This is a genomic window from Kribbella sp. DT2 (assembly GCF_049844575.1).
Taxonomy (GTDB): domain Bacteria; phylum Actinomycetota; class Actinomycetes; order Propionibacteriales; family Kribbellaceae; genus Kribbella.
In genome coordinates this window covers 236,499-248,676 of the sequence record NZ_JBNCLH010000011.1, presented here as the reverse complement: position 1 = coordinate 248,676, position 12,178 = coordinate 236,499, and the positions used below count along the sequence as shown (strand labels likewise).

Genomic DNA, 12,178 nt, shown 5'->3' with positions numbered 1-12,178 from the left:
AGACCCAGCCAGTCCCGCCGCCCTGAATCTGTGAATCAGACTCAGCTGGTTGCGCCCGCCCCGCACGGACCGCCGACCGCGCAGCTGCGTCCACTCACCGCCGGCGCCCCACCCGCCGACGTGGTTCCCCGCCGTACGGACGACTTTCTGATCCGGCGGGCGGTGGTGGAGGACCACTGCCGGCTCTCGGCGATGCTCGACGGTCTGTCCGAGCTGAGCCTGTACTTCCGCTTCCAGACCGCCGTCGGCCGCCCACCCCGCGCCTCGGTGATCGAGCCGATGCTGCGCTCGTCCGGCGAGTCCTGGGTTGCTGAGCACGACAACCACCTGATCGCCCACGCGATGTGGGCCTGGGCGCACGGCGCCCTCGACACCCCCACCGCCGAACTGGCCGCCATAGTCGCCGACCCCTACCAGAGCCGCGGCCTCGGCATGCGCCTCCTGAACCTCGCCGGCGCCCACGCCCGCGCGGCAGGCGCCCAGCAACTCCTCCTGGTCGTCAGCACCGCCAACGACCGAACCCTCCGCCTCATCCGCCGCCGCTGGCCCACCGCCCCCGCCGAACGCGACGGCGCCCTCATCAACTTCCTCATCCCAACCGACACCCCGCCGCAGGCGTCAGCTCAACCATGGGCATCAGCAACTACTTCCAGCACCTCCGCTCCCTGGTCGGCCACGAACTGATCCTCTGCCCCGGCGTCACCGCCGTCGTCGTCCGCGACGCCGCGGACCACCGCGAGGTGCTCCTGGTGCAACGGGCAGACAACGCCGAGTGGACGCCGGTCTCCGGCGCCCTCGAGCCTGGCGAGGACGCCGACGTCGGTGCCGTTCGCGAGGTGCTGGAGGAGACCCGGCTCCAGGTCGTGGTCGACCGCGTCCTGTGGATCCAGACCCTGCCGAGATCGACATACCCGAACGGCGACCAGGTCCAGTACTACGACACGGCGTTCAGCTGCCGTCCCGTCGCCGGTACGGCGGAGGTCGGCGACGACGAGTCCCGGGCGGTCGGCTGGTTCTCCGAGCACGCGCTGCCCCCGCTGGCCGAACGCTTTCGCACCACGATCGCCCTCGCGCTGAATCCGCCGGCCGCTCCCGCCTTCGGAGCCGACCGGAGGTCACCGGGCGCCCACCCGTAGAAGCCGGGGGATGCACCACTAGCCCGCAGACGCAATGCGTCCGCGGGTGCTCCCACCCACACCCGAGCAGCCCGCCGACGCCCGCAGCGCCCGCGCCAACGCCCGCAGACGCCCGCGCCAACAGCCCCGCGGGTGCCCCGGAAGGCACCCGCGGGTTATCCGGGGATCAGCCGAACATGCCGGGCTCGTAGGCGCCGGCGGGTTGCTGGATGATGACGTTGAGGCGGTTGTAGGTGTTGATGATCGCGATCACCGCGACGAGGGCGACGAGTTCGTCCTCGGTGTAGTGCTTGGCGGCGTTGGCCCAGACCTCGTCGGAGACGCCGCCGGCGGCGTCGGCGATGCGGGTGCCTTCCTCGGCGAGCTCGAGGGCGGCGCGCTCGGGCTCGGTGAAGACCGTGGCCTCGCGCCACGCCGCGACCAGGTTGAGGCGCTGCGGGGTTTCGCCGGCGGCGATCGCGTCCTTGAAGTGCATGTCGGTGCAGAAGCCGCACCCGTTGATCTGGCTCGCGCGCAGCTTCACCAGTTCCTGCGTCGCCATCGGCAGGCTCGACCCGCTGACCGCGCGCCCGGCCGAGTTCACGTACTTGAGAATCTGACCGGCCAGAGCGTTGCTGTGAAGGTTGAGACGGGCATCCATCAGGATCTCCTCCAAGGTGATTTCGTCTGTCACAGCTTTGACAGACGCCACCGCCGGGTTGTGACACGACCCCGCTGTGACCCACGTCTCGCCGGGAGTCAGAGGGTTTGCCCGCGCGGTCAACGCAGCAGACTGGGTGGGGAACCCCGATGTGAGGAGTCCCGATGACGTTGGACGGTCACTTCATCAGCCGCGTGGAGCGCTCGACGGTCCGGTCGCGGTATCCACGGACCATCGGGCGGAACGCCCGGCTCGGTAGCCACGGGGACGGTGGGGTGGACGAGATCGTCGTCCTGCACACCGACACCGGGAAGTCCGGGTGGGGGCTCGCGGCGGGACTCGTCCCGGAGGACGTGGTGGGGCGCCCGGTGGAAGAGCTGATCGATCCAGCAAACGGCGTACGAGAGCCAGGGCTGCGCGGGCTCGACTTCGCGTTGCACGACCTGGCCGGCCACATCCTCGATCTCCCCGTGCACGCGTTGCTCGGAGGTCGCGGGAGTACGACGACCCCGTGCTACGACGGCGCGATCTACTTCGCGGATCTCGACGACGCCGGCGGCGTGGACGCCGTACTGGCCCACTGTGCCGCCGACGACTCGGCGGACTATCGCGCGTTCAAGCTGAAGATCGGGCGCGGAAACCGCTGGATGGAGCGGGCGGAGGGTGACGCGCGGGACATCGAGGTGACACGGGCCGTGCGGGCGGCGTACCCGGAGCACCGGATCCTCGTGGATGCCAACGACGGGTACGACTGCGACGGGTTCATCGAGTACCTGAAGGCCGTGGCGGACTGCGACCTGTACTGGGTCGAGGAGCCGTTCCTCGACGACGCGACCGATCTGGCCCGGCTCAAGAAGCACCTGCAGGGATCACAGACCTTGATCGCCGAGGGCGAGTCCGACCCCGACCTGGAGCCTTTGCTGGAGATCGCCGCCAAAGGCGACATCGACGTCCTGCTGATGGACGTGGTGTCGTTCGGCCTGACCAGCTGGCGCGAGGTGATGCCCCGGATCACCTGCCAGGCCTCGCCGCACGCCTGGGGTCTCCCGCTCAAGACCCTGTACGCCGCACAGCTCGCCGCCGGTCTCGGCAACGTCCCGACCGTCGAGGGTGTGCCCGGCACGACCGACGGCGTCGACACCACGGCGTACCGCTGGGAGGACGGCAACCTGACCGTCCCCGACCGCCCCGGCTTCGGTCTCACGCTCACCTGAGACCGACCTTGCGCGCCCGGCCGTGCCCCGCTTAGGGTGCGACCGACAACTGAACACGCTGTTGATCCGCGGCGGGAGAATCCTGCCGCCGTGCAGGTGCCGTAGGAGCAAATCCTCCCCGGGAATCTCTCAGGCCCCCGTACCGCCGCGGTCAGGCAACTCTGGAAAGCAGCCGGACGTCCGGCTCACCGACGGTGCAAGCGAGGCCCGTACGACGGCCGCGCGGAAACTCTCAGGTCCGATACAGAGCGGGGAGGAACCCCGATCTCGTGGCGCCCGCCACCTGGATTCTGGAGTTCCTCATGGCGAGTTCGACCTTCACCGCACTCCGCGCCGAGCACGAGCGGCTCGGCGCGAGCTTCACCGACTTCGGCGGCTGGCAGATGCCGCTCAAGTACCGCTCCGAGCTCGCCGAGCACCACGCCGTACGACGCTCGGCAGGGCTCTTCGACCTGTCCCACATGGGCGAGGTCTGGGTGACCGGACCGGACGCCGCGGCGTTCCTCGACCACGCGCTGGTCGGCAGGATCTCCGCGATGGCGGTCGGCAAGGCGAAGTACTCGCTGATCTGCGCCGAGGACGGTGGCGTGATCGACGACCTGATCACCTACCGGCGCCCCGAGGCGTTCCTCGTCGTCCCCAACGCCGGCAACGCCGAAGCAGTGGTCGCCGCGCTGACCGAGCGCGCGCGGGGCTTCGACGTCACGGTCGACGACGCGTCGGCGCGGACCTCGCTGATCGCCGTCCAGGGGCCCAAGGCCCAGGAGATCCTGCTCCGGCTGATCCCCGCCGAGCAGCAGGAACGCCTGACCACGCTCAAGTACTACGCGGCGGTCGAGCTCACCCTGACCGACCTGGACCTCCTGGTCGCGCGCACCGGCTACACCGGCGAGGACGGCTTCGAGATCTTCGTCGGAGGCGACGACGCGGTCGATATCTGGCGCGCGATCGAGGCCGCGGCCGAGGACGGCGAGCTCACCCCGGCCGGTCTCGCGGCCCGCGACTCGCTCCGGCTGGAGGCCGGGATGCCGCTCTACGGCAACGAACTCTCTCGCGAGGGCGATCCGTTCGCCGCCGGCCTCGGCGGAGTCGTTGCGCTGAGCAAGGAAAACTTCGTCGGCCAGGAAGCCCTTGTCCGCCGCAAGGAAGCGGGATCGGCCCGCAAGCTGGTCGGCCTGACCGGCTCCGGCCGGCGCGCGCCGCGCAGCCACTACCCGGTGCTCAAGGACGGCGTCGTCGTCGGCGAGGTCACCTCCGGCCAGCCGAGCCCGACGCTCGGCGTACCGGTCGCTCTGGCGTACGTCGACGTCGAGCACACCGAGCCGGGAACCGCACTGCACGTCGATCTGCGCGGCACGCCCGAGCCGTTCGAAGTGACCGCTCTGCCCTTCTACCAGCGCCAGAAGTGAGGACCGACCATGCCGACAGTCAAGGCTGGACTGCAGTACTCCGACGAGCACGAGTGGGTGGCCCGCGAGGAGGCCGGCGTCGTCACGGTCGGGATCTCCGCGATCGCCACCGACGCGCTCGGTGACATCGTGTACGTCGAACTGCCCGAGCCCGGCAGCACCGTGACGGCGGGGGAGACCTGCGGCGAGGTGGAGTCCACGAAGTCCGTCTCGGACCTGTTCTCCCCGGTCACCGGCGAGATCACCGAGGTGAACCCCGCCGTCACCGACGACCCCGCCGCGATCAACGAGGACCCGTACGGCGTGTGGCTGTTCAAGGTGAACGCCACCGCGGACGGCCCGCTGCTGTCGGCCGAGGACTACGCGGCCAAGCACGGTGGTGACTTGTGAGCACGTTCCAGCAGATCGTTGCCCCAAGCATGGATGCGACGCTCGCCGATCTCGACCCGGAGGTCGCGGCGAAGATCGCCGACGAGCTGACCCGGCAGCGCGACGGCCTGGAGATGATCGCCTCGGAGAACCACACCGCGGCGGCCGTCATGCAGGCGCAGGGCTCGGTGCTCACCAACAAGTACGCCGAGGGCTACCCGGGCCGCCGGTACTACGGCGGCTGCGAGCACGTCGACGTGATCGAGCAGCTGGCGATCGACCGGGTCAAGGCGCTGTTCGGCGCGGCGTACGCGAACGTCCAGCCGCACTCCGGCGCGCAGGCGAACGCGTCCGTGATGCACGCACTGATTCGCCCGGGCGACACGATCATGGGCCTCGACCTGGCGCACGGCGGGCACCTCACGCACGGCATGAAGATCAACTTCTCCGGCCGCCTGTACGACGTGGTGCCGTACCAGGTCCGCCCGGACGATCACCGGATCGACATGGCCGAGGTCGAGCGGCTCGCGCACGAGCACCGGCCGAAGCTGATCGTGGCCGGCTGGTCGGCGTACGCGCGGCACCTGGACTTCGCCGAGTTCCGGCGGATCGCGGACGCGGTCGACGCGTACCTGATGGTCGACATGGCGCACTTCGCCGGGCTGGTCGCGGCCGGGCTGCACCCGTCGCCGGTACCGCACGCGCACGTCACGACGTCGACCACGCACAAGACGCTGGCCGGCCCGCGCGGCGGGATCATCCTGACCGACGACGCCGGCCTGGCCAAGAAGATCAACTCGGCGGTCTTCCCCGGCCAGCAGGGCGGACCGCTCGAGCACGTGATCGCGGGCAAGGCGGTGGCGTTCAAGATCGCCGCGTCGGAGGAGTTCCGCGAACGCCAGGAGCGCGTACTGGCGGGCGCCCGGATCCTGGCCGAGCGGCTGGGCCGGTCCGACGTCGCCAAGCACGGCATCTCGGTGGTCTCCGGCGGGACCGATGTCCACCTGGTGCTGGTGGATCTGCGGGACTGCGCGCTCGACGGTCAGCAGGCCGAGGACCGCTTGGCCTCGATCGACATCACCGTCAACCGCAACGCCGTACCGTTCGACCCGCGGCCGCCGATGGTGACGTCGGGCCTGAGGATCGGTACGCCGGCGCTGGCGACGCGTGGGTTCGGCGAGGACGCGTTCACCGAGGTCGCGGACATCATCGCCGAGGCCCTGACCGCGGACGCCGAGGCGGACCTGACCGATCTGCGCCGACGGGTCGCAGTACTGGCTGCTGCCCATCCGTTGTACGGCGGACATGACGAAGGCAAGGAGAACTGATCTCCCTGCCGTCATCAGGTTATAGCGCAGCTGGGGGCTTGCCGCAAGGCCCAGTGCGTCCTGGAGAATCCTGCGAGTTGCTGAAACAGCTCGGGGAAATGGGGACGTGTGACTGACGTACTTGTGGTGGGGAGCGGGCCGACGGGGTTGATGCTGGCGGCGGAGCTGCGGCTGCACGGGGTGGACGTGGTCGTGCTGGAGAAGGACACCGAACCGACGAAGGCCGTGCGGGCGCTGGGCCTGCACGCGCGGTCGATCGAGGTGATGGACCAGCGGGGACTGCTCGAGCGGTTCCTCGCGGCCGGGACGCGGTACCCGGTCGCGGGGTTCTTCGCGGCGATCCCGAAGCCGGCGCCGGCACTGGACTCGGCGCACGCGTACACGCTGGGGATCCCGCAGCCGGCGATCGACCGGATCCTGGCCGAGCGCGCGGTCGAGCTCGGGGCCGAGATCCGGTCCGGCGTCGAGGTGGTCGGGCTGAGCCAGGACGAGCGGGGCGTGGACGTCGAGCTGGCCGACGGCTCGCGGCTGCGTGCCGGGTACGTCGTCGGGTGCGACGGCGGCCGCAGCACGGTGCGCAAGCTGCTCGGGATCGGGTTCCCGGGGGAGGCGTCGAAGGTGGAGACGCTGCTGGGCGAGATGCAGGTGGGCGACTCGCTCGACCGGGTGAACGCCGTCCAGAGCGAGGTGCGCAAGACCGAGTGGCGGTTCGGGCTGATGCCGCTGGACGACGGCGTGTACCGGGTCGTCGTACCGGCTGACGGAGTGGCGGCGGACAGGAGCGTGCCGCCGACGTTCGAGGAGTTTCGGCAGCGGCTGATCGTTGTCGCAGGCACCGATTTCGGGGTGCACTCGCCGCGGTGGCTGTCGCGGTTCGGGGACGCGACGCGGCTGGCCGACCGGTACCAGGTCGACCGGGTGCTGCTGGCCGGCGACGCGGCGCACGTTCACCCGCCGCTCGGTGGGCAGGGGCTCAACCTCGGGGTCCAGGACGCGTTCAACCTCGGCTGGAAGCTGGCCGCCGAGATCAACGGCTGGGCGCCGGCCGGGTTGCTGGAGACCTACGAGGCCGAGCGTCGGCCGGTGGCGGCCGCCGTACTGGACAGCACGCGGGCGCAGGGTGTGCTGATGTCGAAGGATGCCGGTCCGCAGGCGTTGCGCCGGCTCTTCACGGACCTGATGGACTTCGAGGACGTGAACCGGCTGCTGACCGAGAGGATCGTGGCGATCGACATCCAGTACGACTTCGGCGACGGCCACGGGTTGCTCGGCCGGCGGCTGCGGGACGTGGAGCTGAAGGGCGGGCGGCTGTACGCGCGGATGCACGAGGGCCGCGGGCTGCTGCTCGACCAGACCGGGCAGCTCTCGGTGGGCAGTTGGGAGGACCGCGTCGACCACGTGGTCGACGTCAGCGAGGAGCTGGATGCTCCCGCCGTACTGCTCCGACCGGACGGCCACGTCGCGTGGATCGGTGCAGACCAGGCCGACCTCGCGACCCACCTCCCGCGATGGTTCGGACGCTAGGAGGTCATCGCTCCGGGCGGTCGGCGATCTGGATCAGGGTCTGCTGCCCGGCGGCGACGAGCTTGCGCTCCGCACCCCGTACGCCGAAGACGTCGAGCCGGCACACGGTCAGAGTGCGGCCGGGCTTCAGCACCGTGCCGACCGCCTCCAGGTGGTCGCCCTCGGCGGGGGCGAGCAGGTTGACCTTGTACTCGACCGTGAGCACCGAGGTGCCTTCGGGGAACAGCGTGTACGCCGCGTAGCCGCCGGCGCTGTCGGCGATCGCGCTGGTGGCGCCGGCGTGGAAGTAGCCGTGCTGCTGGGTGAGCTCGGGGCGCGCGGGCAGCAGGATGTGGACCCGGCCCGGCCCGATGTGGCCGAGCCGGGCTCCGAGGTGCGCCATCAGGCCCTGCCGCTCGAAGCTCGCCGCGACGCGCGCCTGGGTCTCCGGGGTGGCCGGCTGGTCGGGATCGTCCATGCGCGCCAGGCTACGCGGCACGGATCCCCACGACCGGCGGCCGGGGAGCGGCCGTGGGCCTCGGGGTGAACTTCTGGTGCGGGCCATTGACGGGTGGCCGGTGGTCGATCACGCTCGGTACAACGGTTGGGGTGGCCGGGAAACTCGTTGTGGGGTGGGGATTGTGGCGCGTGAAATGGTCAAGCCGCCGGCCGGTCCGGTGCCGAAAGCGGTGACGCAGGACCTGAAGCGGTTGGGGGCCGCGCTGGACCAGCAGCTTCCGGCGAAGGTCGAGGACAACCTGCTGATCGGGACGTGGAACGTGCGCGGGTTCGGTGGGCTGACGCCGAAGTGGCAGTCGGGGCCGAAGGACACACCGAAGCGGGACTGGCACGCGCTGGCCTGCGTGGCCGCGGTGGTCGAGCGGTTCGACGTGACCGCGATCCAGGAGAGCAAGCGGGACACCACCGCGTTGATGGCGCTGCTGCACCACCTCGGTCCGCGCTACCGGGTGATCGTGTCGGACGCGACCGAAGGGGCCCCGGGCAACGCGGAACGGCTCGCGTACGTGTACGACTCCGAGCGGGTGCAGCCGTCCGGGCTGGTCGGCGAGATCGTGCTGCCGGCGGCGGCGGCGGAGCAGAAGGTCGAGCAGTTCGCGCGGACGCCGTACGCGGCGGCCTTCGTACGGGGCGGCACCGACTTCATCCTCACCACCGTGCACGTGCTGTGGGGCAAGGGCCCGAAGGACCGGCTCGGTGAGGTGCAGGCCTTCGCCGACTGGATGCGCCGGTGGGCCGACCGCCCGAAGGACTGGAACCACAACCTGCTCGTGCTCGGCGACTTCAACCTGGACCGGATCGACGACCCGCTGTACGCCGCGTTCGTCTCGACCGGCCTCTGGCCGCCGCCCGACCTCGGGCTGGTGCCGCGCACGATCTTCGACAACGACAAGGACCACCACTACTACGACCAGATCGCCTGGTTCAACGACCCGACCGATCCCGGCCTGCCGCCGATGCTCAACGGCCTGAGCTTCACCAACCGCTGCGGCAGCCTGGACTTCGTCCCGCTGGTGCTCACCGACCTGACCAAGTCCCAGCTGTCCTTCCGCATCTCCGACCACTACCCGCTGTGGGTGGAGTTCACGGTTTGATCACCTTTCCGTCCGGCGTTGCCCCGGGCATGCGGTGGTCGCACGTTTACCGCATACGGTCGGGAGGGCATTGGAGTCCTACGACCTGGGTCGGCCAGGTGGCTGATGATCGGAGTTCCACCATGCAGTGGTACGTGGATGTACTGAAGAAGTACGTCGTGTTCAGCGGCCGGGCGCGCCGCAAGGAGTTCTGGATGTTCACGCTGTTCAGCGCGATCATCTCGATCGTGCTGAACGTGATCGACCGCGCGATCGGCACGGACAACGCCAGCACGGGGACCGGACTGATCGGCGGGATCTACTCGCTGCTCGTCCTGCTGCCGACCCTGGGCGTCACCGTACGGCGGCTGCACGACACCGATCGGAGCGGGTTCTGGATCTTCATCGGCCTGATCCCGATCATCGGGTGGATCGTGCTGCTGATCTTCACCATCCAGGAGGGCACGTCGGGCCAGAACAGCCACGGCCCGGACCCGAAGGGCAGCGAGCGTTTCGGCACCGCCGCCGGCAGCGCGGAACCGGGGTACCCGACCGTCTGACACGTTCGACCAGAGCCCGCGCGCCGTTTCGGTGCGCGGGCTCAGTCGTTCGCCCGTGGACGCCGCGACGTTCGCCACCCATCCGGTACCGGACCCGCTCCGAACGCCCTGCGGCTGTGGTCGTGATCCAGATCACAACAGATGCGACTGAGTCGCAACTGCTGCTCCGCCGGTGGTCATCGGCGGCCGGGTGGTACGGGAGGGAAGGAACCTTCATGAGTGACGCATCACGGCGCGGATTCCTGGTGTTCGCGGGAGCGGGTACGGCGGCCGCGGTCGGCGCGGTCGCGGCGCCGAAGATCTTCAGCGAGCGCTCCGCCGAGGCGGCAGCACCGCAGCTCGAGGCGAGCGACCTGGCCGACGCCGAGTCGTTCGTCGTCCACGTCAAGGACGTCAAGTCCGGGCAGCTGGCGATCATGGTCGGCGAGCGCGAGGTCCTGGTGACCGATCGCGAGCTGGCCGCCCGCCTCGCCGGCGCGAAGGGGGCCTGACCATGTCGTCCCACCGCGAAGCACCGGAGATCTCCAAGGACCCGGTCGCCGACAACACCGACGTCTACGCGTTCGTCAGCCCGGACAAGCCGGACACCGTGACGATCATCGCGAACTTCATCCCGTTCCAGAACCCGTACGGCGGCCCGAACTTCTACGAGTTCGGCGACGACGTGCTGTACCAGATCCACATCTCCAACGGCGGTGACGGCCGCGCCGACATCAGCTACCAGTTCCGCTTCCACGCCGAGATCCGGAACAAGAAGACGTTCCTCTACAACACCGGTCCGATCACCTCGATCAAGGACACCACCTGGAACCGGCCGCAGTACTACTCGGTCACCCGGGTCGAGGACGGCCGGTCCCGGATCCTGGCCCGCGAACTGGCGGCTCCGCCGGTCAACGTCGGCCCGCGCAGCACGCCCGACTACGCCAAGCTGGCCGGCCAGGCGATCCACACCATCGGTACCAACCGCAAGGTCTTCGCCGGCCAGCGCGCGGACGGATTCTTCGCCGACCTGGGCAGCATCTTCGACCTCGGCACGCTGCGCCCGTTCCAGGCCGCGCACCTGATCCCGTCCGCCGCGGCGATGGGCGTCAACGGGCTGCAGGGCTCGAACGTGCACACGATCGCGCTCCAGGTGCCGATCTCGGACCTGACCCGCGACGGCAAGACGCCCAAGGACGTGATGGACGCCAAGTCCGTCATCGGTGTCTACGCGACCGCGAGCCGGCAGCAGTCCAAGATCTTCGACGACCTGCTCGGGCTGTCGCTGTGGCACGGCCCGTACAAGCAGGTCTCCCGGCTGGGCAACCCGTTGTTCAACGAGGTCATCGTGCCGATGGCCGAGAAGGACAAGTGGAACAGCCGGCCGCCGTCGGAGGACAAGAAGTACGCGCAGTACGTGACCAAGCCGGAGCTGGCCGGGCTGCTGCCGGTGCTCTACCCGGGAGTGTTCCCGAACCTGGCGGCGTACAAGAAGCCCCGCGCCGACCTTGCCGCGATCCTGCTCACGGGGATCCCGAAGGGCGTCGTACCGGGCTTCCAGAACTACACCGGTCCGGTGCAGGCCGACATGCTGCGGCTGAACGTCGCCGTCCCGCCGTCGAAGTCGCCGAACCCGCTCGGCCTGGTCGCGGGCGACGCGGCCGGTTTCCCGAACGGACGCCGGGTGTTCGACGACGTCGTCACGGTCGAGATCCGCGCCGTCGCGGGGTTGACGATTCCGCTGGTCGACCCGTCGTTCACGCCGGACGGTGCGGCGTCGGCGGTTCAGGACGGTACGTCGAACACGAACTCCGACTACCTGAAGGTCTTCCCGTACCTCGGTACGCCGGCCGGCGGGTACCAGTCGAAGCCCGGCGTCCCGGCCGTCTCATGACCGCGCCGCTCAGCAACGCCGAGGAGAATCCCCATGCGGGCAAGGGTTCCTCGGTCCTGCTCGACATCGGCGAGGGCATCGGCGCGATCGTGCTGACGATGCCCGCGGCCCTCAACGACACCGAGATCGAACGCCGGCCGCACGGCGTACCGGCTGAGCACGGCCACGGCCACGGGCACGGCCATGGAGAGGACCATCACCACCTGCCGCACGTCGCGGTCGTCCCACGGCCGTCCCCCGAGGGCGAGACCATCCACTCGGCGGTCTTTCCCGACGTACCGGAAGGCGAGTACGACCTGTACGTCCTCCCCGACGGCCCGGTCCAGCTGACCGTCGCCGTCACCAGCGGCCAGGTGACCGAGGCCCACTGGCCCCACTAGCCGGGGGATCGGACCGTCGGGCGTGTGCAGGGGCCACTCCCGCCGGTCCACCCCCCCGGAGTAATGGCCTTGGGCCCCGAGTTTTTCCGAAGTCAACCCCGGGTCAACGCGTCCCGCCCACGGACTATTGGGCGGGACGCGTTCCGGTGCTCGCTCGCCGCGCGCGGCGGGAGA

General features: G+C 69.9%; 14 protein-coding genes and 2 riboswitches. Of the genes, 12 read left to right on the top strand and 2 right to left on the bottom strand.

Annotated features, from left to right (window positions below; genetic code table 11):
- Positions 1-30: 30 nt before the first annotated feature.
- Complete coding sequence (locus ACLQ2O_RS36835) at positions 31-684, top strand: GNAT family N-acetyltransferase (RefSeq protein ID WP_425841624.1); 654 nt, start codon at positions 31-33, stop codon at positions 682-684.
- Positions 630-1,136 (top strand): NUDIX hydrolase, encoded by a 507-nt coding sequence (locus ACLQ2O_RS36830; RefSeq protein WP_425841621.1) that lies wholly within the window; start codon positions 630-632, stop codon positions 1,134-1,136. The genes ACLQ2O_RS36835 and ACLQ2O_RS36830 overlap by 55 nt, the downstream gene beginning before the upstream one ends.
- Before the next feature lie 166 nt (positions 1,137-1,302).
- On the opposite strand, the gene ACLQ2O_RS36825 is transcribed toward ACLQ2O_RS36830, so the two are convergent.
- Positions 1,303-1,776 (bottom strand): carboxymuconolactone decarboxylase family protein, encoded by a 474-nt coding sequence (locus tag ACLQ2O_RS36825; protein ID WP_425841618.1) that lies wholly within the window; start codon positions 1,774-1,776, stop codon positions 1,303-1,305.
- A 164-nt stretch (positions 1,777-1,940) separates the two neighbouring features.
- Here ACLQ2O_RS36825 and ACLQ2O_RS36820 point away from each other — a divergent pair, with 164 nt between their 5' ends.
- From ACLQ2O_RS36820 to rox, 5 genes are all read left to right on the top strand, one after another.
- Complete coding sequence (locus tag ACLQ2O_RS36820) at positions 1,941-2,990, top strand: mandelate racemase/muconate lactonizing enzyme family protein (protein WP_425841615.1); 1,050 nt, start codon at positions 1,941-1,943, stop codon at positions 2,988-2,990.
- A 62-nt stretch (positions 2,991-3,052) separates the two neighbouring features.
- Positions 3,053-3,145, top strand: a riboswitch (glycine riboswitch).
- Positions 3,146-3,247, top strand: a riboswitch (glycine riboswitch).
- A 45-nt stretch (positions 3,248-3,292) separates the two neighbouring features.
- The gene (gcvT, locus tag ACLQ2O_RS36815) at positions 3,293-4,399 is read left to right on the top strand and encodes a glycine cleavage system aminomethyltransferase GcvT (protein ID WP_425841612.1); all 1,107 of its coding nucleotides are present in this window, start codon (positions 3,293-3,295) and stop codon (positions 4,397-4,399) included.
- Positions 4,400-4,408: 9 nt separating this feature from the next.
- Positions 4,409-4,789, top strand: a complete 381-nt coding sequence (gene gcvH / locus ACLQ2O_RS36810) for a glycine cleavage system protein GcvH (protein WP_425841610.1) — start codon at positions 4,409-4,411, stop codon at positions 4,787-4,789.
- The gene (gene glyA / locus ACLQ2O_RS36805) at positions 4,786-6,096 is read left to right on the top strand and encodes a serine hydroxymethyltransferase (protein ID WP_425841607.1); all 1,311 of its coding nucleotides are present in this window, start codon (positions 4,786-4,788) and stop codon (positions 6,094-6,096) included. Before gcvH ends, glyA begins: the two co-directional genes overlap by 4 nt.
- Positions 6,097-6,204: 108 nt before the next feature.
- The gene (gene rox / locus ACLQ2O_RS36800) at positions 6,205-7,620 is read left to right on the top strand and encodes a rifampin monooxygenase (protein WP_425841604.1); all 1,416 of its coding nucleotides are present in this window, start codon (positions 6,205-6,207) and stop codon (positions 7,618-7,620) included.
- A gap of 4 nt (positions 7,621-7,624) precedes the next feature.
- Here the strand turns inward: rox and ACLQ2O_RS36795 are convergent, their stop codons facing one another.
- Positions 7,625-8,077, bottom strand: coding sequence for a PaaI family thioesterase (locus ACLQ2O_RS36795; protein ID WP_425841602.1), 453 nt, complete (start codon positions 8,075-8,077; stop codon positions 7,625-7,627).
- 163 nt (positions 8,078-8,240) lie between these two features.
- Between ACLQ2O_RS36795 and ACLQ2O_RS36790 the strand changes: the two genes are divergently transcribed.
- The 5 genes from ACLQ2O_RS36790 (at position 8,241) to ACLQ2O_RS36770 (ending at position 12,004) form a co-directional block, all read left to right on the top strand.
- Entirely contained in the window at positions 8,241-9,212 is a 972-nt protein-coding gene (locus tag ACLQ2O_RS36790; RefSeq protein WP_425841600.1) for an endonuclease/exonuclease/phosphatase family protein, read from the top strand.
- A 122-nt stretch (positions 9,213-9,334) separates the two neighbouring features.
- The gene (locus ACLQ2O_RS36785; RefSeq protein WP_425841597.1) at positions 9,335-9,751 is read left to right on the top strand and encodes a DUF805 domain-containing protein; all 417 of its coding nucleotides are present in this window, start codon (positions 9,335-9,337) and stop codon (positions 9,749-9,751) included.
- Between the two features lie 215 nt (positions 9,752-9,966).
- Positions 9,967-10,242, top strand: a complete 276-nt coding sequence (locus ACLQ2O_RS36780) for a twin-arginine translocation signal domain-containing protein (protein ID WP_425841594.1) — start codon at positions 9,967-9,969, stop codon at positions 10,240-10,242.
- A 2-nt stretch (positions 10,243-10,244) separates the two neighbouring features.
- A complete protein-coding gene (locus ACLQ2O_RS36775) occupies positions 10,245-11,624 on the top strand; it encodes a DUF4331 domain-containing protein (protein ID WP_425841592.1) in 1,380 nt (459 codons plus the stop codon).
- Complete coding sequence (locus ACLQ2O_RS36770) at positions 11,621-12,004, top strand: hypothetical protein (RefSeq protein WP_425841590.1); 384 nt, start codon at positions 11,621-11,623, stop codon at positions 12,002-12,004. Before ACLQ2O_RS36775 ends, ACLQ2O_RS36770 begins: the two co-directional genes overlap by 4 nt.
- The last annotated feature ends 174 nt before the right edge of the window (positions 12,005-12,178 follow it).